Here is a 19717-nt window from a genome sequence, read left to right on the forward strand (position 1 = left end):
TGAAAAAAGTGTGGAAACACTTGCTATTGCAGAGCTTTTCAGTTAATATAGAATGTGCTTGGTATTTAGATGGGGTTTACCCCGACATCAAGTAACCGTAGTTAGCTTTGATGTGAAAGGTTGCGACACGCCCGGCTACATTGTCATGGGGTGCGGCGGTAATTTTCACGGAGCTAGTCTTATTTTCAAAATAGACGAAGGAGGTCACAACAATGGCAAAACAAAAAATTCGTATTCGCTTAAAGGCGTACGAACACCGTATTCTTGATCAGTCAGCTGACAAGATTGTCGAAACGGCAAAGAGAACTGGTGCTACTATTTCAGGCCCAATTCCCTTACCAACTGAACGGACTATTTATACCGTTCTACGTTCACCACATAAGTTTAAGGACTCACGTGAACAATTCGAAATGCGGACTCACAAGCGATTAATCGATATCGTTAACCCAACGCCTAAGACAGTCGATTCATTAATGAAATTAGACTTGCCTAGCGGTGTAGATATTGAAATCAAGCTTTAATTCAAACTAAAATCAATTAATTGGAGGTGTACTCATGACCACTAAAGGAATCTTAGGGAAAAAGGTAGGAATGACGCAAGTCTTCACTGAAGCCGGGGAATTAATCCCAGTTACAGTTATCGAAACTCAACCCAACGTTGTCTTGCAAGTTAAAACTGTTGAAAACGACGGTTACGAAGCAATTCAATTAGGCGTTGACGATAAGCGTGAAGTCTTAAGCAACAAACCTGCTCAAGGTCATGCAGCAAAAGCAAAAACGGCTCCTAAGCGCTTCATTCGTGAAATTCGTAATGTTGAGCTTGGAGATTACACAGTAGGTGACGAAGTCAAGGCTGATATCTTTGCAGTCGGTGACGCCGTTGACGTTACGGGTATCACTAAAGGTCATGGTTACCAAGGTAATATCCATAAAGACGGTCAAAGTCGTGGTCCTATGTCTCATGGGTCTCGTTACCATCGTCGTCCTGGTTCATTAGGTGCTATTATTAACCGGGTCTTCAAAGGTAAGAAATTACCAGGCCGGATGGGTAATCACCAACGGACAATGCAAAACTTGCAAATCGTTCGTGCTGATGTTGAAAACAATGTCTTATTAATTAAAGGGAATGTCCCTGGCGTTAACAAGTCATTTGTTATCATTAAAACATCTGTAAAAAGTAAATAAGAAAGGAGGACATAATACATGACTAGCGTAGCATTATACAAACAAGACGGTACGCAAAATGGTGACGTTACTTTAAACGATGCAGTGTTTGGTGTTGAACCAAACGAAAACGTTGTTTTTGACGCCATCTTGATGCAACGAGCATCATTGCGTCAAGGAACTCACGCCGTTAAAAACCGGAGTGCTCGTCGCGGTGGTGGTCGTAAACCATGGCGTCAAAAGGGTACTGGTCGGGCGCGTCAAGGTTCTATCCGTTCGCCACAATGGCGTAAAGGTGGGATTGTCTTCGGACCAACTCCACGTTCATATAGCTACAAATTACCAAAGAAGGTTATGCGCTTAGCTTTGAAGTCTGTCCTTTCTCAAAAGGTCTTAGACAATAGCTTAGTTGCTGTTGAAGGCTTAGCTTTCGACGCACCTAAGACTAAAGAATTTGCTAACGTATTAAATAACCTCAATGTCGACACCAAGACACTTGTTTTGGTTGAAGAGGACAATGAAAAGGCTGCTTTGGCAGGTCGTAACTTACCAAATGTTAAGATCCTAAAAGCCAAAGGTGTTAACGTACTAGATGTTGCTAATAGTGACAAATTAGTCGTTACCCAAAAAGCCCTCGATCAATTAGGGGAGGCGCTCGCATAATGGAAGCACGCGATGTAATTTTACGCCCTGTAGTTACTGAAGCATCAATGGCTAACTTGGATGACAAGCGTTATACCTTTGATGTCAACGTACAGGCAACAAAAACACAAGTTAAAAAGGCTATCGAAGAAATCTTCGACGTCAAAGTCGTTAAAGTTAACGTGATGAACGTTAAAGGTAAGTTAAAGCGTCAAGGTCGTTACGCCGGCTACACTAAGAAGCGTCGTAAGGCAATTGTTACCTTAACTCCTGACTCAAACGAAATTAAGTTGTTCAACGACGATCAACAATAAATCTAATTTTAGGAGGTAACTCATAGTGGGTATTAAGAAGTATAAACCAACCACTAACGGCCGTCGTAATATGACTGCTTCTGATTTCGCCGAAATTACTAAGACGAAACCTGAAAAGTCATTATTAGACTCACAAAGTCATACGGCTGGTCGTAACAGTTATGGTCACATTACTGTTCGTCATCGTGGTGGTGGTCATAAGCAACAATACCGTTTGGTTGACTTTAAGCGGATTAAAGATGAAGTTTCTGCAACGGTTAAAGCAATCGAATATGATCCAAACCGGACAGCTAACATTGCCTTATTGGTATATGCTGATGGTGTAAAATCATATATTTTAGCACCAAAGGGTTTGGAAGTTGGTATGCAAGTTCAATCAGGTGTTGAAGCTGACATCAAAGTTGGGAATGCTTTACCATTAACTAACATCCCAGTTGGTACTGTTATCCATAACATCGAACTGAAGCCCGGTAAGGGTGGCCAAATGGCCCGTTCAGCTGGTGCGTCTGCTCAATTACTTGGTAAGGAAGGCAAGTACGCTATCGTACGTTTGTCTTCTGGTGAAGTTCGTTTAGTTCTATTAACCGGCCGTGCAACTATCGGTACTGTTGGTAATGAACAACATGAATTGATCAACTCAGGTAAGGCCGGTCGTACTCGTTGGCAAGGTAAACGTCCAACAGTTCGTGGTTCTGTAATGAACCCTAACGATCACCCTCATGGTGGTGGTGAAGGTAAGGCTCCAATCGGTCATCCATCGCCAATGTCACCATGGGGTAAGAAAACCCTTGGTAAGAAGACTCGTAACAAGAAGGCTCGTTCAAACAAGCTTATCGTTCGTGGTCGTCGTCCAGGTAAACATTAATTCGCAATTACTGTAGTTCTCGAGAGGAGGTCACACGATGGGTCGTAGTTTAAAGAAGGGACCTTTCGCAGATGCGCATTTATTGAAAAAAATCGATGCACAGTCTGGTTCCGACAAGAAATCCGTCATTAAGACGTGGTCACGTCGTTCAACAATTTTCCCAAGTTTCATTGGTTACACTATCGCTGTTTATGATGGGCGTAAGCATGTCCCAGTTTATGTCCAAGATGATATGGTTGGTCATAAGTTAGGTGAATTTGTACCTACACGGACATTCCATGGTCATGGTACAGACGATAAGACAACGAAGTAATAGTTAGGAGGATATAAAGAATGGCTGAACAAGTAACATCTGCACGCGCAACTGCAAAAACTGTTCGTATCGCCGCTCGTAAGGTCCGCCTAGTTGTCGATCTTATCAGAGGTAAAAGCGTTGCCGAAGCATTAGCAATTTTAAAGTTCACTCCTCGGGGTGGCTCACCAGTAGTCGAAAAAGTACTACTATCAGCAGTCGCTAACGCTGAAAATAACTTTGACTTAGATCGTGAAGATTTAGTTGTCAGTGAAGCTTTCGTCAACGAAGGCGCAACCCTAAAACGGTTCCGTCCTCGTGCTAAAGGCTCAGCTTCACCAATCAACAAACGGACTAGCCACATTACGATCACAGTTACTGAAAAATAGGAGGGATAACGCGTGGGTCAAAAAGTAAATCCAACCGGATTACGTGTAGGAATCATTCGCGACTGGGAAGCAAAATGGTACGCTGAAAAAGATTTTGCAACCTATTTGAACGAAGATTTACGCATCCGTAAGTATATCGAACAACGACTTGCCGACGCTTCCGTCTCCACCGTTGAAATCGAACGCGCTGCAAATCGCGTGAACATTTCAATCCATACCGCTAAACCAGGGATGGTTATTGGTAAGGGTGGTTCTGAAGTAGAAGCACTTCGTAAAGAATTAAACAATTTAACTGGTAAACGTGTACACATCAACATCATCGAAATCAAGAAACCTGATTTAGATGCTAAATTAGTTGGTGAAAGCATTGCACGTCAATTGGAAGGCCGTGTCGCTTTCCGTCGTGCAATGCGCGGTGCTATGCAACGTACAATGCGTTCCGGTGCTAAGGGTATTAAGACACAAGTCGCAGGCCGTTTGAACGGTGCTGATATGTCACGTGTTGAAACATACTCAGATGGTACGGTTCCATTGCATACCTTACGTGCGGATATTGATTACGCATGGGTTGAAGCTCGTACAACGTACGGTAAGCTTGGCGTTAAGACATGGATCTACCGTGGCGAAATCTTGCCAGAAAAGAAATCTGCAGATAAAGGAGGAAAATAAACATGCTAGTACCTAAACGGGTAAAATTCCGTCGTGTTCATCGTGGTAAAATGCGCGGTGAAGCTAAAGGCGGTAAATCAGTTGCATTCGGTGATTATGGTTTACAAACACTAGAATCACACTGGATTAGTAACCGGCAGATTGAAGCTGCTCGTGTTGCTATGAACCGTTACATGAAGCGTGGCGGTAAAGTATGGATTAAGATTTTCCCTCACAAGTCCTACACTGAAAAAGGTGTCGGCGTGCGGATGGGTAATGGGAAAGGTACTCCTGCAGGTTGGGTTGCCCCAGTAAAACGTAACAAGGTTATGTTTGAAGTCGGTGGCGTATCTGAAGAAGTTGCTCGCGAAGCTTTACGCCTAGCAAGTACTAAGTTACCTGTAAAAACTAAGATCATTAAGCGCGAGGAAGTAGGTGGCGAATCAGATGAAGGCTAAGGAAATTAAAGCATTGTCCACTACTGAAATGCTCGAAAAAGAAAAGTCTTATAAAGACGAACTTTTCAACTTGCGTTTTCAATTGGCCACCGGTCAGCTTGAAAACACCGCTCGTTTAAAACAAGTTCGTAAGAATATCGCACGTATCAAAACTGCGTTGCGTGAACAAGAATTAAACAAGTAGAGTATAAAGGAGGCAATCACGAATGAGTGAAGATACTCGTAACAGCCGCAAGGTTATCCAAGGACGCGTTGTTTCAGATAAGATGGACAAAACCATCGTTGTTGTCCGTGAAACATACAAGAATCATCCTGTTTACGGCAAGCGTGTTCGTTATTCAAAGAAGTACAAAGCACATGATGAAAATAATGATGCTCATGTTGGCGATATCGTCCGGATCATGGAAACTCGTCCTCTATCAGCTACAAAGCGTTTCCGCTTACTTGACGTCGTTCAAAAAGCTGTTATTATCTAGTTTATTAGCTGAAGAATATTAAATGAAGGGAGGACACTTACTGTGATCCAACAAGAAAGTCGTTTAAAAGTTGCTGACAATTCCGGTGCCCGTGAAATCCTAACTATTAAAGTTTTAGGTGGTTCAGGTCGTAAGACTGCTAATATCGGTGATGTTATCGTTGCTACGGTCAAACAAGCAACACCCGGTGGTGTTGTCAAAGCTCATGATGTTGTTAAAGCAGTTATTGTCCGGACTAAGTCTGGTGTTCACCGGACTGATGGTTCATACATCAAATTCGATGAAAATGCTGCAGTTATTATCCGTGATGACAAGACACCTCAAGGTACTCGTATCTTTGGCCCTGTCGCTCGTGAATTACGTGATAAAGACTTCATGCGTATCGTTTCATTAGCCCCAGAAGTTCTGTAATCACACACCGTAAATATAAGGAGGTGCGCAACCTAATGTTGATTAAAACTGGTGATAAAGTTCGTGTAATCAGCGGTAAGGATCGTGGTCAAGAAGGTACTATTAAAAAAGTTATCTCTGCCAAGAACCGTGTCGTTGTTGAAGGTGTTAACAAGATTAAGAAACACCAAAAACCAACGAATGTTAACCCACAAGGCGGTATCGTTGATATCGAAGCACCAATTGATGCTTCTAACGTTATGTTCCTTGACCCATCAAACAACGAACCTACCCGTTTAGGTGTCCGTCGCGAAGATGGTAAGCGTGTCCGTTTCTCAAAAAAGAGCGGCAACGCTTTAGAAAACTAAGAGCCTAACTGAAAGGAGGAAGCAAGTTTCATGGAAAACCGTTTAAAAGCTCAATATGAAAAAGAAATCGTCCCAGCATTAGTTGACAAGTTTAATTACACTTCAGTAATGCAAGTACCTAAGCTGGCAAAGATTGTTTTGAACATGGGTGTTGGTGATGCAGTCACTAACGCTAAGAACTTAGACGAAGCCGTTGAAGAATTGACTTTGATCGCGGGCCAAAAACCTTTGGTTACTCGTGCAAAGAAATCTATCGCTGGTTTCCGTCTTCGTGAAGGTATGGCAATTGGTGCCAAAGTTGACTTACGTGGTGAACGTATGTATGACTTCTTGGATAAATTGATCAATGTATCATTACCACGTGTTCGTGACTTCCATGGTGTAAGCACTCGTTCATTTGATGGGCGCGGTAACTACACATTGGGTGTCCGTGAACAATTGATCTTCCCAGAAATCAACTATGATAATGTTAACCGTGTACGCGGTTTGGACATTGTACTCGTAACGACAGCTGATAGTGATGAAGAATCACGTGAGTTGTTAACTCAATTTGGCATGCCATTTGCTAAATAATCGAAGGGGGTTAATCGAAGTTGGCTAAAAAATCACAAATTGCTAAACAAAAGCGTGGCGCAAAGTTTAATGTTCAAAACTATACTCGTTGCGAACGTTGTGGTCGTCCACATTCAGTTTACCGTAAATTCCACTTGTGCCGTATCTGCTTACGTGACCTGGCCCACAAAGGTCAAATCCCTGGCATGAAAAAGGCCAGCTGGTAAAAAACGAACCCAAGTTAAAGGAGGTTAAACTTTCATGATGACTGATCCAATCGCAGATTTCTTGACTCGTATTCGTAACGCTAACATGGTACGTCACGACTCATTAGAAGTTCCTGCATCAAAAATCAAACGCAACATTGCTGAAATTTTAAAGAATGAAGGCTTTGTTCGCGACGTTGAATATATGGATGATGACAAACAGGGCATTATCCGTGTCTTCTTGAAGTATGGTAAAGACAACGAACGTGTAATTAGTGGTTTGAAGCGTATTTCAAAACCAGGTTTACGTTCATATGTTAAAGCTGATGCCGTTCCTAAGGTTTTAAATGGTTTAGGTATTGCTATCATTTCAACTTCAGAAGGCGTAATTACTGATAAAGAAGCTCGCGCTAAGAAGCTTGGCGGCGAAGTTTTAGCTTACGTTTGGTAATAAATAATTAAGACGGGAGGTGCAAGTAAGTGAGTCGTATTGGTTATAAAGTAATTGAACTACCCGCTGGGGTAGAGGTATCACAAGCTGGTGAAGTGGTCACAGTTAAGGGTCCTAAGGGAACGTTAACTCGGAACATTTCCAGTGATATCACAATGTCAGTTGAAGGCAATGAAGTTAAATTCACTCGCCCAACTGATGACTATAAGATGAAGGCAGTGCACGGAACTACTCGTGCTAATGTCAACAACATGGTTGAAGGGGTTACTAAAGGCTTTGCTAAGAATCTTCAATTGGTCGGTGTTGGTTACCGTGCCCAATTGCAAGGTAAGAAATTAGTATTAAGCGTTGGTTATTCACATCCTGTTGAATTCGAAACACCTGAAAACTTGACAATCGAAGTTCCTGACAACACGCATATCAATATCCTTGGTATTGGTAAGCAAGCTGTCGGCGATTTTGCTGCCGAAGTTCGGGCCGTTCGCTCACCTGAACCTTACAAGGGTAAAGGGATTCGTTACGTCGATGAATATGTTCGTCGTAAGGAAGGTAAGACTGGTAAATAATGCAGCCTAGTGCTGTCCATACTATATATTAGAGGTGACTATTGTGATTACAAAACCAGATAAGAATAAGACCCGCCAACGTCGTCACGCACGTGTTCGCGGTAAGATTTCTGGTACTGCTGAGCGCCCACGCTTAAATGTTTATCGTTCAAACAAAAACATCTACGCTCAAGTTATTGATGATGTAGAGGGTGTAACGCTCGCAAGTGCCTCAACATTAGATAGCGAAGTAACAGGCAACACAAAGACCGAACAGGCTGCTTCTGTTGGTGAAGTCGTTGCAAAACGTGCTGCCGAAAAGAAGATTGCTGACGTTGTCTTCGATCGTGGCGGTTACTTATATCACGGCCGGGTTCAGGTTTTAGCTGAAGCTGCTCGTGAAAACGGACTTAAATTCTAACAAAGGAGGAATAATACCACATGACTTTCATTGATCCATCAAAATTAGATCTTGACGATAATGTTGTTGCCATTAACCGGATTACTAAAGTTGTTAAAGGTGGTCGTCGTCTACGGTTTGCTGCATTGGTAATCGTTGGTGACCACAAAGGACACGTTGGTTTCGGTACTGGTAAAGCGCAAGAAGTTCCTGAAGCCATTCGGAAAGCTTCCGAAGCTGCTAAAAAGAACTTGATCACTGTACCAATGGTCGGTACAACCATTCCTCATGCAGCCCTTGGTGTTTACGGCGGTGGCCGCATTATGCTTAAGCCTGCTGTTGAAGGTTCCGGTGTTGCCGCTGGTGGCGCCGTTCGTGCCGTTATGGAATTAGCCGGTATTGATGATGTGACAAGTAAGCGTCTCGGCTCAAATACGCCTGTTAACGTTGTTCGTGCAACGTTTGAAGGCTTAAAGAGCTTGAAGAAAGCAGAACAAATTGCTGCTTTACGTGGCGTTTCAGTTGAACATTTAGCTGAATAGGAGGACAAACAACATGGCTCAATTAAAGATCACTTTAGTGCGCAGTGCGGCTCATCGTCTTCCTAAGCAACGTAAAATTGTTCAGGAACTTGGTTTAAACCGAGTTAACAGCTCAGTTCTAAAACCTGATGACGCGGCAACTCGCGGTGCAATCTTCCACATCGCTCATTTAATTGATGTTGAAGTAATCAAATAATTAAAATTTTTAAAGAGGAGGTGCCTACTAGATGAAGTTACATGAATTAACACCGAGTGAAGGTTCACGTTTTTCACGTCGTCGGATTGGTCGTGGCGATTCAAGTGGCCAAGGTAAAACTTCTGGTCGTGGTCAAAAAGGCCAAAAGGCGCGTAGTAAAGTACGTGTAGGGTTCGAAGGTGGCCAAATGCCATTGTACCGTCGGATTCCAAAACGTGGATTTACTAACATCAACCGTAAGGAATATGCGGTTGTTAATCTTGATGGCTTAAACCGTTTTGATGATGGTGCTGAAGTAACACCAGAATCATTAAAGGAAGCTGGCTTGGTTAAAAAGAGTTCTGCTGTTAAAGTTCTTGGTAATGGTAAACTCAACAAAAAGTTAACAGTTAAGGCAAGCAAGTTCTCCGAAACTGCCGTTAAGGCAATCGAAGCTGCTGGCGGTAAAACTGAGGTGATTTAACTTGCTGACTACCATGAAGAACGCTCTGAAAGTTAAGGATATTCGGAATAAAATTCTGTTCACGTTGGGCGTTTTGATTGTATTTCGTCTTGGCTCTTATATCACAGTTCCAGGGGTTAATGCAAAGGCGCTACAATCGGTTGCATCATCTGGACTGATAAGTATGTTGAATACATTCAGTGGTGGCGGCTTAACAAATTATTCTATCCTTGCTATGGGGGTATCCCCTTACATTACGGCACAAATCATTGTTCAATTGTTACAAATGGACATTGTTCCAAAGTTTGTTGAATGGGGCAAACAAGGTGAAGTTGGACGTCGGAAGCTTAATCAAGCGACGCGATATTTAACAATCATCTTGGCGTTCGTTCAATCGATTGGTATTACGGCTGGTTTTAACTCCCTAAGCTCGCTTAAATTAGTTAGCAATCCAAGCGTGTCAACCTATCTAACGATTGGGCTCATCTTAACTGGTGGCGCCATGTTGACAACTTGGATGGGAGATATGATCACTGATCGTGGGATTGGTAATGGTGTTTCTATCATTATCTTTGCTGGGATTATTGCGCGTACACCAACTTCGATTTATCAAATTTATCAAGAACAATTTGTCAATGTAGCAAAAAGTCAGTGGTGGTTGAGTATTTTATTTGTGGTTGGATTGTTACTCTTGGTCATCATCATCGTTATGTTTGTAACGTGGGTTGAACAAGCTAATGATCGAATTCCAATTCAATATACACGACGTGCAGCTGGTGCACCTGATAGTAGTTATCTACCATTAAAGGTGAATGTTGCCGGGGTTATTCCTGTTATCTTCGCGAGTTCCTTCATCGCAACGCCACAGACAATTTTACTTGGTTTCCAATCCAGCCATGGTGACGAAACTTGGTATACAGTTATGAGTAACATCTTTAATATGCAGTCAACGACTGGTGCGATATTATATACCGTATTAATTGTGCTTTTCACGTTTTTCTATGCGTTTGTTCAGGTTAATCCTGAAAAACTCTCTAAAAACTTACAAAAGCAAGGCAGCTATATTCCGGGCGTTTGGCCTGGTAAAGATACTCAGGGCTGGGTATCTAAATTGTTAATGCGGTTAAGTACGGTTGGTGCCCTTTACCTTGGATTAATTTCCTTGATTCCATTGCTTGCTTCAGATATCTGGGGTTTGGATGAATCAATCGGGTTAGGTGGGACTAGTTTACTAATCGTGGTTGGGGTTGCCCTTGAAACTATTCGTCAAATTAAAGGGTTAATGATGAAGCGCGACTATGTCGGTTTCATTCGTTAATTAGCGAATGTGTTGGGGAGACTCAACACATTCTTGCATTATAGGAGGAAAAAACATGGGAACAATGAACCTGATTTTAATGGGTCTACCAGGTGCTGGTAAGGGTACTCAAGCGCAGAAGATTCTTGAAGATTTTGATATTCCTCATATTTCAACGGGTGATATCTTCCGGGCAGCAATTAAAAATGAAACCAAGATGGGCTTGGAAGCTAAGAAGTATATCGACCAAGGTAATCTGGTTCCTGACGAAGTCACCAATGGCATCGTTAAGGATCGGTTAGCCGAAGCGGATACTGCTAATGGTTTTCTCCTGGATGGTTATCCACGCAATATTGATCAAGCACACGCTTTGTCACAAATCGCTAAAGATTTGGACAAACCGTTGGACGGCGTCATTAACATTCATGTTGAACCATCAGTTTTAGTTGAACGACTTTCGGGTCGTTTCATCTGTCGGACCTGTGGCGCAACTTACCACAAGTTATACAAGATGCCTAAAGTTGAAGGAACTTGTGATGTTTGTGGCGGTCATGATTTTTATCAGCGAGATGACGATAAGCCGGCAACCGTAAAAAATCGTTTGGATGTCAATGTTAAATTGAACACACCATTAATTGATTATTACGGTCAAGAAAAATTACTAGTCAATGTTGACGGTGATCGCGACATTGATGATGTCTATCGAGATATCAAGGCAATTCTTGATAACCTTTAACCGTAAGTCCCGTGAGTAGGAGCGTCATTTGCTTTTCAAATGCCGTTGTGATAAACTTATTCAGGTTTAGCCGTTGAATGATTTAGTATTTTTTAATATTATTTAGACAATGACTGGTTCGAAAAGCGGACCAAAAACGTGGCAGCACGAAACCAGATAATAAGGGAGGGACAATTACTTGGCAAAGGAAGACGTCATCGAAATTCAAGGCACCATTAAAGAAACGTTGCCCAACGCAATGTTTAAGGTTGAACTTGAAAACGGCGCTGAAATCTTGGCACACGTTTCAGGTAAGATTCGCATGCATTACATTCGGATTTTACCTGGCGACAAGGTAACAGTCGAAATGTCACCTTATGATTTAACTAAGGGTCGGATTACCTACCGTTTCAAGTAGGATCGACACTTTGTACCTTATAGGAGGTAAATATTCATGAAAGTAAGACCATCTGTAAAGCCTATGTGCGAACACTGTAAAGTTATTCGTCGTAAAGGCCGTGTGATGATTATCTGCTCTGCTAATCCAAAGCATAAGCAACGCCAAGGTAAATAATTTAACTAATAAGTCGGAGGTGAAAAATTAATGGCTCGTATTGAAGGAATTGACTTACCACGTGACAAGCGTATTGTCATCGGTTTGACTTACATTTTCGGTATTGGTAATACGTCTGCTCAAAAGATCTTAGCTGAAGCTGGGGTTTCAGAAGACGTTCGTGTACGTGACTTAACTCCTGAACAAGAAGATAAGATCCGTGCCGTCGTTGACGGTTACAAAACTGAAGGTGACTTACGTCGTGAAGTTAGCTTGAACATCAAGTTACTTCAAGAAATCGGCTCATATCGTGGGATGCGTCATCGTCGTGGTTTACCCGTTCGTGGTCAACATACGAAGAATAACGCACGTACTCGTAAGGGTAAAAAAGTTAGCATCGCTGGACGTAAAAAATAATAATAAGGGAGGTTTTCGAATTTTATGGCAACTAGAAAGACAACCCGTCGTCGTCGGGTAAAAAAGAACATTGAATCCGGTGTGGCTCACATCCATTCAACGTTCAACAACACACTTGTAATGATCACTGATATGCAAGGTAACGCAATTGCTTGGTCATCAGCTGGTTCATTAGGTTTCAAGGGTAGTCGTAAGTCAACACCTTTTGCTGCTCAAATGGCTGCCGAAGCTGCTGCTAAGGCATGTATGGAACATGGCATGAAGATTGTTGAAGTCGCTGTTAAAGGTCCTGGTTCAGGTCGTGAAGCTGCAATCCGTGCTTTACAAGCTACTGGTTTGGAAGTTAGTGCAATTCGCGATGTTACGCCAGTGCCTCATAATGGTTCTCGTCCTCCAAAGCGCCGTCGTGTTTAATCTGTGACGTTCATTTTGAGGGCAAACTTCATTTTGTGCGCACAACTACTAAACACCACGCGTTTTGAAAGGGGTAAAAGATAAGAATGATTGAATTTGAAAAACCTAACATTCATAAAATTGATGAAAACGACAACTATGGTAAGTTTGTTGTAGAACCACTTGAACGTGGTTATGGTACAACTTTAGGGAATTCACTTCGTCGGATTCTTCTTTCTTCTTTACCTGGCGCTGCTGTTACCAGTATTCAAATTGACGGGGTTCTTCATGAATTTTCAACGGTAGAAGGCGTAACTGAAGATGTTACGGCAATTATCTTGAATGTAAAGAAGATCGCGCTTAAATTAGAATCAGACGAAACCAAGGCATTGGAAATCGATGTTAAGGGACCTGCTAACGTTACCGCTGGTGATATCATTGGCGATGCTGACGTAGAAGTCTTAAATCCTGATTTAGCAATTTGTACTGTTGCAGATGGTGCACACTTCCATATGCGTATGACTGCTAATACTGGTCGTGGTTATGTTTCCGCTGAGGATAACAAACATCGTGAAGATGATATGCCAATTGGCGTTTTGCCTGTTGATTCATTATATTCTCCAATTGAACGTGTCAACTACCAAGTTGAAAACACGCGGGTTGGTCAACGTGATGATTTTGATAAGTTAACCTTAGACGTTTGGACAAATGGTTCAATCACTCCAAGTGAAGCCATTAGTCTATCAGCCAAAATCCTGACTGATCACCTTTCAATCTTCGTAAATCTCACTGATGAAGCTAAAAACACTGATGTGATGGTTGAGAAAGAAGAAACGCATAAGGAAAAAATGTTAGAAATGACGATTGAAGAGTTAGATCTCTCAGTTCGTTCATATAATTGTTTGAAACGTGCGGGTATTAACACGGTTCAAGAATTAACTAACAAAACTGAAGCTGATATGATGAAGGTTCGCAACCTTGGGCGCAAGTCGCTTGAGGAAGTTAAAGCTAAGTTAGCTGACCTTGGGTTATCATTACGCAAAGAAGACTAATACAAGGGAGGATATCCGTTCATGAGTTACCGTAAATTACAACGTACAAGTTCACAACGTCGTGCCTTACTTCGTGATTTGACTAGTTCATTAATCGTTAACGGTCGCATCGAAACTACTGAAGCTCGCGCTAAGGAAGTTCGTTCGACTACTGATAAGATGATTTCATTAGCTAAGAAGGGCGATTTACACGCTCGTCGTCAAGCCGCTACCTTTATGCGGGACATCGTTGCTGATGTTAAGGAAGAAGACGACAACGTAACTGTACAAACTGCTTTGCAAAAGCTATTTAGTGACCTAGGTCCTCAATATGCTGACCGCAATGGTGGTTATACACGAATTTACAAGACTATGCCTCGTCGTGGCGATGGTGCCCACATGGTTGTCTTGGAACTCGTTGACTAATTAAATTTTTTACGGATCACTGAGATTGATGGTTGACGGACGTTATGATGGTGGTTACCTAATTTGGTAACTAAGTCTAGTTCGGAAGTTATTTATGTTAAACATAGATGGCATATCGCAGTCTTAAGTGATTTTTTTGGTGCTAGTCAACTGAAAAAGCGTCTAGATTGAGTGGATTTAAACTCAATCTAGACGCTTTTTTTAGTTAAGTTAATTATGTCGATCCAATAGTTGCTGCGTTAATTGGATTAAAGTGGTGCGAGTTGCATTGTTTGGCAGTTTATTTAATAAATGTAAAGCTTGATTGGTGTAACGGGTGGCTAATTGTTTAGCCTGCTCAATGCCACCGGCGGCGATAACAATGGTCTGAACACGGTGACGGTCAGTCGCGTTAATTTGTCCTTGCTGGCGTAATAAGGGCAGTAACTCAGTTCGGTAGTCAGTTTGTAGGGCAAAGATGAGTGGCGATGTGTAGACACCCTCGGCCACATCTTCTAAGATTGGCTTTCCAATTTCCGGACTAACGGCTTGATAGTCGAGAATATCGTCTAGAATTTGAAATGCCATCCCAATGGCTAGGCCGATTTTACGAGCTCGAGCAGCAAATGGGGCGCTTTGACCGGATTCGTATGCGCCAAGGAAACAGCTCAATGCGAAGAGCTCAGCTGTTTTACCTTGAATTTGTTCTTGATATTGCGCCATCGTAATATCAATGCGGTAATGGCGATCTTTCTGTTGGACCTCACCAATTAGAATTTTTTCCATATTTTCGGAATTTAACTGGATGCTTTTAAAACTACTTGAGTATTGCGCTAGTATTTTAAATACGACGACGAATAGATAATCACCGGCATAGACTGCGACATCTTTACCGAATTGCTCTTGGATGCTGGCCTGATGGCGTCTAAGCTTAGCATCGTCTAAGATATCATCATGAATTAAAGTCGCTGTATGCAACGTTTCTAGCGCCGCTGCGAGGGCAATCATTCGCTGCCGGTCGGTTGTTTTAAATTGTGAAAATAACAGACAGTAGGCTGGCCGCAAGAGTTTACCACCACTGTGAATCATTTCGAGAATGGCACTAGTAATGGCGGTATCGGAAATATTAATATTAGCATCCATTAGTTGCATAACTTGCTGTAACTCTGGTTGTAAAGTTGGATAATCATGCCAAAGTGGATGTAATTGCGTTGCTTGCATGAAAAGTTACTCCTTTTTTTGACTTGGTCGTTGTTCATGATTAAAACGTAAATAGCTCAGACTGGTCACATGGGTAAAGAGGTAATTGGCGGCAATCCCGAGTGCACTACCGGCCGCTAAGCCAATGATTGATAGTACGGGTAGGTACAACATGACGGTCCAAGTCTGGGCGATAAAGCTGGCGACTAAAAGTTGACCGACATTGTGCATCACACCACCGGTGGCAGAAATGCCAATAATACTAACCCGTTTTGGTCCGAGTTGTTTAACAAGTAACATAGTAAATAAACTGAGAAAAGCCCCACCAAAACTATAGATAAAGGTTGATAGCGTCCCCCCTAAGAGGGCGGTTAAGATTAAGCGTAACCAGGTTAAGGTAATGACATCACGAAAAGATAGCGTGAAGATAGCGACAATGGTAATGAGATTCGCTAACCCCAGTTTCGCACCAGGAGCAAAGGCGAAAGGGAAGGGAATCATGCGCTCTAAAATGCCAATAATGACGCCCTGGGCCACTAAAAGGGCAATATAAATGTTTCGGTGTGTCTTATTTGATTGTTCATATGAATTATTCAAGATTTTACTCCGTAACCAGTCCGTTGCCGCCCGCTTTGACTTGACCGGTACTAGACTTGATTTCAATTAAGATCTTATGGGGCAAACAGACAATCGTCTGTCCCGGCTTATGAATCCAGCCCCGGCGGACACAAACTTGATCCGAACAGTTGGCCTTAGTAATCGCGACACGTTTGGCTTTAAATGTGATTTGATTATAGTGGCCAGCTTGATCACGATACGTATAGTGCTGGGTTTTAGCTAATGTCGTTAAATTAACCCGTTTTAAGACATGCCCATCATGTGAAACAACCGCAGTTAAGGTATGTGGCGTCTTTTTGGCACTTTGAGCGGCTTGGATAGCTTGTTGCCGTTGCTGGTAGGAGAAAACGGCCAAAGGTGCAAATGACAAAATGAGCAAGCATACAATAATAATGAAATCAAACGGACGTAACATTGCGCCATATCGTTTTAATAGTTGGTTGGTTGCACGTAAACGATGCATGCTTTGGCCTCCTTTTAGGTTGAATAAAAAATGGTTCAAGGTAAAAGCTACCCTTGAACCATCGGGAAACGATTTAATTAATTATACCGCAATTAACGGGTTTTAACACCATCATAGTGGGAACGAACGTTGCCGTACCACCAATGACCGAGATGTTTTTGTAACCACGGAACGACCCAATAATCCAACCCAAAGGTCCGACCAGAACCGTTCATTAATGCGATGGCAGCGAAAATCATCCACAAGTTGACCCAGTAGAACATCCCTGATAAACAGAAAACGATGACTAAACCAATTGTGATTCCGTTTGCTAACCAAGTGAAGAGGCCGAAGAAGATACATAACGCAACGGCGATTTCAACGCAAGTCATTAACTTCTGGAAGAAGAAAGCCATCTGCATGTTAGGAATAAAGATCTTAGTGACCGATTCAAACCATGCTGGCATCTTATCAAAGACGAGCAAGGGATCTTTTCCGTACATATAAGATAAACTAAAGATCCCTTTGGCGGCTTTAGAAGTTGATTCACTAGCACCACTAGTTGCAGAAACCTGTAACCAGGAGAAAGAGGTTAGTCGGAGTTTATCAACAAACCACGATTCTTTCCCTTGAACTTTAGTCCAACAATCCCAAAGCCACATTGCCCCGTAGAAGAACCGTAATGGCACACTCCATAAGACGTTGCCGGCTCGTGACGTCCAACCGCGGAAAACATTACGTTGGTTGCGTGTCCGGAAGAATTCGTGCATAAAGTACTGGAATAAATAATAGCCTGAGAAAATTTGAACATAGTACATCCAGTTGATAGCATGCTTCAAGAGGACGGCAATGAAGCCAGAAACGTTCCATTTTTCAAGGACTTGAGCGACGGCATACTTCGAACCAATCGAATCAACCGAAGCTTGGTAGGCCCCTTTAAATGGTTTAATGGTGACATCGGAATGATCAACATTTTTAATGATGCCTTGAACCGCAGTTGCCGCAGTTTCTTCAGCCCCTTGAACAATTTGTGGGACTGGACGTGGTTGATCGGGTTCTTGGTAGAACGTTGAATCACCAGCTAAGAAGATGTTCTTGCAGCCTTTAGCTTGCATGAATTCATTGGCAGCGAGCCGACCGCCACGACCAGTTTCGATACCAAACTTATCAACGACACCATTGGCGCGCACACCAGCAGTCCAAATCAAAGTATAAGTTGGTAAATCAGCTTGGTCTTTTAAGGTCACGTGATCTTCAAAGACGCCAGTAATCATTGAATTTGTCTTGATGGTAACACCATGTTTAATCATGTACTTCTCAGCTTTGCCAGCCTGAGTTCGATTTAACATGTTGATAATTGTTGGCGCAGCTTCAACGAGTTGTAACGTAATTTCGTTAGGGTCAAGCTTATTATCACGAGCTAAGACATCTCGATATTCGATTAATTCACCGACTAATTCAGAACCAGTAAACCCAGAACCACAGACGGTTAAAGTTAACATGGCTTTGCGTTTGGCTGGGTCTAACTCAACGGCCCCACGACGAATCACCGCTGCTAAGTGTGACCGGAGTGCCATCGCTTGTTCGAAGGACCACAATTCGAAACCGTGTTCCTTGACGCCAGGGGTCCCAAAGTCATTAGACTCGCCACCCAAACTAATGAGTAATTGGTCGTACTGGTAACTACCATTTTCAGTAGTAACCGTTTGCTTTTCTTTATCAATTCCCGTAACCGTGTCGGTAACTAAGCGGACATTCTTCCGACGAGAAAATAACCGTTGCAAATCATATTGAATATGCTCTGGATCAACTCGTTCAGTAGCAACTTCATGTAGTTCAGTCATGTACGTGAAGTATGAATGCCGGTCAATTAACGTGATTTCAACGTCAGCATTCTTTTTAAAATGCTTCGCTAATTTCTTTGTCGCGTAAACTCCGGCAAATCCCGCGCCGACAACGACAATATTTTTCTTTGCCATTGCGTAACAACTCCCTTGAATAATAATATTAAAATAATGATTCCGTCTTTAATTATATAAGTAATGTAAACGTTTGTCTATGAATTATTGGGAAGAATGAATAATAAATCACATTGTATTAGGCAGGAGATTTGTTAATCTAATGAAGAAAATGAAAAACGTTACCATTAGCGCTATCAATAGCCTAGAATGTCATTAAATTATTAATATTGTGTTGACTATTTGGGGAATACACGTTAAGATTAATGTGAATTTTCATACAAAAAGGTTGAGGAGTGGGATATTATGAAGTTTAAGTCAATTGTTACGGGTGCATCAGTAGTTGTTATTTCCGCATTAGCATTAGCAGGTTGTGGGAGCAGCTCATCGAGTTCAAGTTCGTCATCTTCAAAGAAAAGCAGTTCATCTTCGTCATCAGCTAAAACGACTAAGGTCGCTAAGTTAACGGCTGGTAGCAAGATGAAGGCTGGGACTTACAAACTTGAAGAAACAAACTATTCACATGGTTATCGGGCGAAGTTCAGTATTACCGTTAATAACAAAGGTAAAGTGACAAAGTCAGATTATGATCAAGTTAACAAGCAAGGCAAGTCTAAAGTAGATGATGCTTCTTACAATAAGCAAATGAAGAAGGTTTCTGGGACTAATCCTAAGACCTATGAACCAAAATTGAACAAGGCTTTAGAAGGCGCAGCAGCAACGGGGAATGTGGCATCAATTGATGTTGTTTCAGGCGCTACTGAATCATCAAAATCCTTCCAAAACTATGCGCAACAATTAGTTCAAGCTGCACAAGCTGGTAACACTGCGACGATTAAAATCAATAACGGTGCTAAGATGAAAGATGGGACGTATAACCTATCTGAAAAGAACTATTCACACGGCTACCGGGCAACCTTTGCTATTACCGTTAAGGATAACAAGATTACGAAGTCTGAATACGACCAAGTTAATAAGAAGGGCAAGTCAAAAGTTGACGATGCCGCTTATAACAAGCAAATGAAGAAGATTTCTAAGACGAATCCTAAGACTTATGAACCAGCTTTAAACAAAGCTTTAGTTAAGGATAGTGATCCAACTAAGGTTGACGTGGTTACTGGTGCAACTGAATCATCAAATACCTTCGTTTTATATGCGGAACAATTACAAAATGCCGCACAAAATGGCGATACTAAGGCGATCACAGTTGATAACATGGTCTTCTCTGACTAATCAATAAGCCATAACAATTTTTTGAGGCCTGAGGCGCTTTGTCTCAGGTCTTTTGTTTTAAATTTAGCCCAGAAAAATGGCATACAGTGGCTAGAAACTTTGGTATAATAACGAT

34 protein-coding genes are annotated in these 19717 nt (G+C 42.0%); 30 read left to right on the top strand and 4 right to left on the bottom strand.

Annotated features, from left to right (window positions below):
* Positions 1 to 212: 212 nt before the first annotated feature.
* From rpsJ to rplQ, 29 genes are all read left to right on the top strand, one after another.
* A complete protein-coding gene (rpsJ, locus tag C5Z26_RS00005; protein ID WP_003638059.1) occupies positions 213 to 521 on the top strand; it encodes a 30S ribosomal protein S10 in 309 nt (102 codons plus the stop codon).
* Between the two features lie 34 nt (positions 522 to 555).
* On the top strand, positions 556 to 1185 hold the full coding sequence (rplC, locus tag C5Z26_RS00010) for a 50S ribosomal protein L3 (protein WP_105448014.1): 630 nt from the start codon (positions 556 to 558) through the stop codon (positions 1183 to 1185).
* Between the two features lie 18 nt (positions 1186 to 1203).
* The gene (gene rplD / locus C5Z26_RS00015; RefSeq protein ID WP_105448015.1) at positions 1204 to 1827 is read left to right on the top strand and encodes a 50S ribosomal protein L4; all 624 of its coding nucleotides are present in this window, start codon (positions 1204 to 1206) and stop codon (positions 1825 to 1827) included.
* Positions 1827 to 2120: a 50S ribosomal protein L23 gene (gene rplW, locus C5Z26_RS00020; RefSeq protein ID WP_105448016.1), complete on the top strand. Its 294-nt coding sequence runs from the start codon at positions 1827 to 1829 to the stop codon at positions 2118 to 2120. The genes rplD and rplW overlap by 1 nt, the downstream gene beginning before the upstream one ends.
* Before the next feature lie 25 nt (positions 2121 to 2145).
* Positions 2146 to 2985 (top strand): 50S ribosomal protein L2, encoded by an 840-nt coding sequence (gene rplB, locus C5Z26_RS00025; RefSeq protein WP_105448017.1) that lies wholly within the window; start codon positions 2146 to 2148, stop codon positions 2983 to 2985.
* A gap of 37 nt (positions 2986 to 3022) precedes the next feature.
* Positions 3023 to 3298 carry a 30S ribosomal protein S19 gene (gene rpsS / locus C5Z26_RS00030; RefSeq protein ID WP_105448018.1) on the top strand — a complete coding sequence of 92 codons (276 nt, stop codon included), beginning with the start codon at positions 3023 to 3025 and terminating at the stop codon, positions 3296 to 3298.
* 20 nt (positions 3299 to 3318) lie between these two features.
* On the top strand, positions 3319 to 3666 hold the full coding sequence (rplV, locus tag C5Z26_RS00035) for a 50S ribosomal protein L22 (RefSeq protein WP_105448019.1): 348 nt from the start codon (positions 3319 to 3321) through the stop codon (positions 3664 to 3666).
* A gap of 12 nt (positions 3667 to 3678) precedes the next feature.
* Entirely contained in the window at positions 3679 to 4335 is a 657-nt protein-coding gene (rpsC, locus tag C5Z26_RS00040) for a 30S ribosomal protein S3 (protein WP_105448020.1), read from the top strand.
* Between the two features lie 2 nt (positions 4336 to 4337).
* Positions 4338 to 4772, top strand: a complete 435-nt coding sequence (gene rplP / locus C5Z26_RS00045; RefSeq protein ID WP_105448021.1) for a 50S ribosomal protein L16 — start codon at positions 4338 to 4340, stop codon at positions 4770 to 4772.
* Complete coding sequence (gene rpmC, locus C5Z26_RS00050; protein WP_003638068.1) at positions 4762 to 4956, top strand: 50S ribosomal protein L29; 195 nt, start codon at positions 4762 to 4764, stop codon at positions 4954 to 4956. The genes rplP and rpmC overlap by 11 nt, the downstream gene beginning before the upstream one ends.
* Positions 4957 to 4978: 22 nt before the next feature.
* Positions 4979 to 5248 carry a 30S ribosomal protein S17 gene (rpsQ, locus tag C5Z26_RS00055; protein ID WP_105448022.1) on the top strand — a complete coding sequence of 90 codons (270 nt, stop codon included), beginning with the start codon at positions 4979 to 4981 and terminating at the stop codon, positions 5246 to 5248.
* Between the two features lie 42 nt (positions 5249 to 5290).
* Positions 5291 to 5659, top strand: coding sequence for a 50S ribosomal protein L14 (gene rplN / locus C5Z26_RS00060; protein ID WP_105448023.1), 369 nt, complete (start codon positions 5291 to 5293; stop codon positions 5657 to 5659).
* 35 nt (positions 5660 to 5694) lie between these two features.
* The gene (gene rplX / locus C5Z26_RS00065; RefSeq protein ID WP_105448024.1) at positions 5695 to 6006 is read left to right on the top strand and encodes a 50S ribosomal protein L24; all 312 of its coding nucleotides are present in this window, start codon (positions 5695 to 5697) and stop codon (positions 6004 to 6006) included.
* A 30-nt stretch (positions 6007 to 6036) separates the two neighbouring features.
* A complete protein-coding gene (gene rplE / locus C5Z26_RS00070; RefSeq protein ID WP_105448025.1) occupies positions 6037 to 6579 on the top strand; it encodes a 50S ribosomal protein L5 in 543 nt (180 codons plus the stop codon).
* Positions 6580 to 6599: 20 nt separating this feature from the next.
* Complete coding sequence (locus C5Z26_RS00075; protein WP_003638073.1) at positions 6600 to 6785, top strand: type Z 30S ribosomal protein S14; 186 nt, start codon at positions 6600 to 6602, stop codon at positions 6783 to 6785.
* A gap of 34 nt (positions 6786 to 6819) precedes the next feature.
* Positions 6820 to 7215 (top strand): 30S ribosomal protein S8, encoded by a 396-nt coding sequence (rpsH, locus tag C5Z26_RS00080; RefSeq protein WP_105448026.1) that lies wholly within the window; start codon positions 6820 to 6822, stop codon positions 7213 to 7215.
* Between the two features lie 29 nt (positions 7216 to 7244).
* A complete protein-coding gene (gene rplF / locus C5Z26_RS00085; RefSeq protein ID WP_105448027.1) occupies positions 7245 to 7781 on the top strand; it encodes a 50S ribosomal protein L6 in 537 nt (178 codons plus the stop codon).
* A 34-nt stretch (positions 7782 to 7815) separates the two neighbouring features.
* On the top strand, positions 7816 to 8181 hold the full coding sequence (gene rplR / locus C5Z26_RS00090) for a 50S ribosomal protein L18 (protein ID WP_304466361.1): 366 nt from the start codon (positions 7816 to 7818) through the stop codon (positions 8179 to 8181).
* Between the two features lie 20 nt (positions 8182 to 8201).
* Entirely contained in the window at positions 8202 to 8702 is a 501-nt protein-coding gene (gene rpsE, locus C5Z26_RS00095; RefSeq protein WP_105448029.1) for a 30S ribosomal protein S5, read from the top strand.
* Positions 8703 to 8715: 13 nt separating this feature from the next.
* Positions 8716 to 8898, top strand: coding sequence for a 50S ribosomal protein L30 (gene rpmD / locus C5Z26_RS00100; RefSeq protein WP_105448030.1), 183 nt, complete (start codon positions 8716 to 8718; stop codon positions 8896 to 8898).
* Positions 8899 to 8929: 31 nt separating this feature from the next.
* On the top strand, positions 8930 to 9361 hold the full coding sequence (gene rplO, locus C5Z26_RS00105) for a 50S ribosomal protein L15 (RefSeq protein WP_105448031.1): 432 nt from the start codon (positions 8930 to 8932) through the stop codon (positions 9359 to 9361).
* Between the two features lies 1 nt (position 9362).
* A complete protein-coding gene (secY, locus tag C5Z26_RS00110; RefSeq protein WP_105448032.1) occupies positions 9363 to 10658 on the top strand; it encodes a preprotein translocase subunit SecY in 1296 nt (431 codons plus the stop codon).
* 64 nt (positions 10659 to 10722) lie between these two features.
* Entirely contained in the window at positions 10723 to 11373 is a 651-nt protein-coding gene (locus C5Z26_RS00115) for an adenylate kinase (protein ID WP_304466367.1), read from the top strand.
* A gap of 178 nt (positions 11374 to 11551) precedes the next feature.
* Positions 11552 to 11770 (top strand): translation initiation factor IF-1, encoded by a 219-nt coding sequence (infA, locus tag C5Z26_RS00120; protein ID WP_003638082.1) that lies wholly within the window; start codon positions 11552 to 11554, stop codon positions 11768 to 11770.
* Between the two features lie 36 nt (positions 11771 to 11806).
* Complete coding sequence (gene rpmJ / locus C5Z26_RS00125) at positions 11807 to 11926, top strand: 50S ribosomal protein L36 (protein WP_003638083.1); 120 nt, start codon at positions 11807 to 11809, stop codon at positions 11924 to 11926.
* 30 nt (positions 11927 to 11956) lie between these two features.
* On the top strand, positions 11957 to 12322 hold the full coding sequence (gene rpsM, locus C5Z26_RS00130) for a 30S ribosomal protein S13 (protein ID WP_105448034.1): 366 nt from the start codon (positions 11957 to 11959) through the stop codon (positions 12320 to 12322).
* Positions 12323 to 12346: 24 nt separating this feature from the next.
* A complete protein-coding gene (gene rpsK, locus C5Z26_RS00135; protein ID WP_105448035.1) occupies positions 12347 to 12736 on the top strand; it encodes a 30S ribosomal protein S11 in 390 nt (129 codons plus the stop codon).
* 86 nt (positions 12737 to 12822) lie between these two features.
* Positions 12823 to 13767 (top strand): DNA-directed RNA polymerase subunit alpha, encoded by a 945-nt coding sequence (locus tag C5Z26_RS00140; protein WP_105448036.1) that lies wholly within the window; start codon positions 12823 to 12825, stop codon positions 13765 to 13767.
* A 21-nt stretch (positions 13768 to 13788) separates the two neighbouring features.
* A complete protein-coding gene (gene rplQ, locus C5Z26_RS00145; RefSeq protein ID WP_105448037.1) occupies positions 13789 to 14172 on the top strand; it encodes a 50S ribosomal protein L17 in 384 nt (127 codons plus the stop codon).
* Between the two features lie 210 nt (positions 14173 to 14382).
* Here rplQ and C5Z26_RS00150 read toward each other — a convergent pair whose 3' ends face one another.
* The 4 genes from C5Z26_RS00150 to C5Z26_RS00165 all read right to left on the bottom strand — a co-directional run bounded on the left by C5Z26_RS00150 (position 14383) and on the right by C5Z26_RS00165 (position 18390).
* Positions 14383 to 15372, bottom strand: coding sequence for a polyprenyl synthetase family protein (locus C5Z26_RS00150; protein ID WP_105448038.1), 990 nt, complete (start codon positions 15370 to 15372; stop codon positions 14383 to 14385).
* A 6-nt stretch (positions 15373 to 15378) separates the two neighbouring features.
* Positions 15379 to 15948, bottom strand: a complete 570-nt coding sequence (locus C5Z26_RS00155) for a Gx transporter family protein (RefSeq protein WP_105448039.1) — start codon at positions 15946 to 15948, stop codon at positions 15379 to 15381.
* Between the two features lie 4 nt (positions 15949 to 15952).
* A complete protein-coding gene (locus tag C5Z26_RS00160; RefSeq protein ID WP_105448040.1) occupies positions 15953 to 16432 on the bottom strand; it encodes a NusG domain II-containing protein in 480 nt (159 codons plus the stop codon).
* A gap of 92 nt (positions 16433 to 16524) precedes the next feature.
* On the bottom strand, positions 16525 to 18390 hold the full coding sequence (locus C5Z26_RS00165; RefSeq protein WP_105448041.1) for an NAD(P)/FAD-dependent oxidoreductase: 1866 nt from the start codon (positions 18388 to 18390) through the stop codon (positions 16525 to 16527).
* Positions 18391 to 18675: 285 nt separating this feature from the next.
* Between C5Z26_RS00165 and pplA the strand changes: the two genes are divergently transcribed.
* The gene (gene pplA, locus C5Z26_RS00170; protein WP_105448042.1) at positions 18676 to 19602 is read left to right on the top strand and encodes an extracellular electron transfer flavoprotein PplA; all 927 of its coding nucleotides are present in this window, start codon (positions 18676 to 18678) and stop codon (positions 19600 to 19602) included.
* Positions 19603 to 19717 lie beyond the last annotated feature (115 nt).

The organism is Lactobacillus sp. CBA3606 (assembly GCF_002970935.1).
Lineage (GTDB): Bacteria > Bacillota > Bacilli > Lactobacillales > Lactobacillaceae > Lactiplantibacillus.

What these genes read in the sequence shown, in the direction of transcription:
- rpsM (WP_105448034.1), top strand. Translation starts at nt 11,957, where the DNA reads ATGGCTCGTATTGAAGGAATTGACTTACCACGTGACAAGCGTATTGTC.
- rplP (WP_105448021.1), top strand. Translation starts at nt 4,338, where the DNA reads ATGCTAGTACCTAAACGGGTAAAATTCCGTCGTGTTCATCGTGGTAAA.
- C5Z26_RS00115 (WP_304466367.1), top strand. Translation starts at nt 10,723, where the DNA reads ATGAACCTGATTTTAATGGGTCTACCAGGTGCTGGTAAGGGTACTCAA.
- rpsE (WP_105448029.1), top strand. Translation starts at nt 8,202, where the DNA reads ATGACTTTCATTGATCCATCAAAATTAGATCTTGACGATAATGTTGTT.
- rplO (WP_105448031.1), top strand. Translation starts at nt 8,930, where the DNA reads ATGAAGTTACATGAATTAACACCGAGTGAAGGTTCACGTTTTTCACGT.
- rplW (WP_105448016.1), top strand. Translation starts at nt 1,827, where the DNA reads ATGGAAGCACGCGATGTAATTTTACGCCCTGTAGTTACTGAAGCATCA.
- C5Z26_RS00160 (WP_105448040.1), bottom strand. Translation starts at nt 16,432, where the DNA reads ATGCATCGTTTACGTGCAACCAACCAACTATTAAAACGATATGGCGCA.
- rpsH (WP_105448026.1), top strand. Translation starts at nt 6,820, where the DNA reads ATGATGACTGATCCAATCGCAGATTTCTTGACTCGTATTCGTAACGCT.
- rplC (WP_105448014.1), top strand. Translation starts at nt 556, where the DNA reads ATGACCACTAAAGGAATCTTAGGGAAAAAGGTAGGAATGACGCAAGTC.
- rplV (WP_105448019.1), top strand. Translation starts at nt 3,319, where the DNA reads ATGGCTGAACAAGTAACATCTGCACGCGCAACTGCAAAAACTGTTCGT.
- C5Z26_RS00165 (WP_105448041.1), bottom strand. Translation starts at nt 18,390, where the DNA reads ATGGCAAAGAAAAATATTGTCGTTGTCGGCGCGGGATTTGCCGGAGTT.
- rpmJ (WP_003638083.1), top strand. Translation starts at nt 11,807, where the DNA reads ATGAAAGTAAGACCATCTGTAAAGCCTATGTGCGAACACTGTAAAGTT.
- rpsQ (WP_105448022.1), top strand. Translation starts at nt 4,979, where the DNA reads ATGAGTGAAGATACTCGTAACAGCCGCAAGGTTATCCAAGGACGCGTT.
- rplX (WP_105448024.1), top strand. Translation starts at nt 5,695, where the DNA reads ATGTTGATTAAAACTGGTGATAAAGTTCGTGTAATCAGCGGTAAGGAT.
- rpsK (WP_105448035.1), top strand. Translation starts at nt 12,347, where the DNA reads ATGGCAACTAGAAAGACAACCCGTCGTCGTCGGGTAAAAAAGAACATT.
- rplD (WP_105448015.1), top strand. Translation starts at nt 1,204, where the DNA reads ATGACTAGCGTAGCATTATACAAACAAGACGGTACGCAAAATGGTGAC.
- rplE (WP_105448025.1), top strand. Translation starts at nt 6,037, where the DNA reads ATGGAAAACCGTTTAAAAGCTCAATATGAAAAAGAAATCGTCCCAGCA.
- rpmC (WP_003638068.1), top strand. Translation starts at nt 4,762, where the DNA reads ATGAAGGCTAAGGAAATTAAAGCATTGTCCACTACTGAAATGCTCGAA.
- C5Z26_RS00140 (WP_105448036.1), top strand. Translation starts at nt 12,823, where the DNA reads ATGATTGAATTTGAAAAACCTAACATTCATAAAATTGATGAAAACGAC.
- rpmD (WP_105448030.1), top strand. Translation starts at nt 8,716, where the DNA reads ATGGCTCAATTAAAGATCACTTTAGTGCGCAGTGCGGCTCATCGTCTT.
- rplQ (WP_105448037.1), top strand. Translation starts at nt 13,789, where the DNA reads ATGAGTTACCGTAAATTACAACGTACAAGTTCACAACGTCGTGCCTTA.
- pplA (WP_105448042.1), top strand. Translation starts at nt 18,676, where the DNA reads ATGAAGTTTAAGTCAATTGTTACGGGTGCATCAGTAGTTGTTATTTCC.
- C5Z26_RS00150 (WP_105448038.1), bottom strand. Translation starts at nt 15,372, where the DNA reads ATGCAAGCAACGCAATTACATCCACTTTGGCATGATTATCCAACTTTA.
- rpsS (WP_105448018.1), top strand. Translation starts at nt 3,023, where the DNA reads ATGGGTCGTAGTTTAAAGAAGGGACCTTTCGCAGATGCGCATTTATTG.
- rpsJ (WP_003638059.1), top strand. Translation starts at nt 213, where the DNA reads ATGGCAAAACAAAAAATTCGTATTCGCTTAAAGGCGTACGAACACCGT.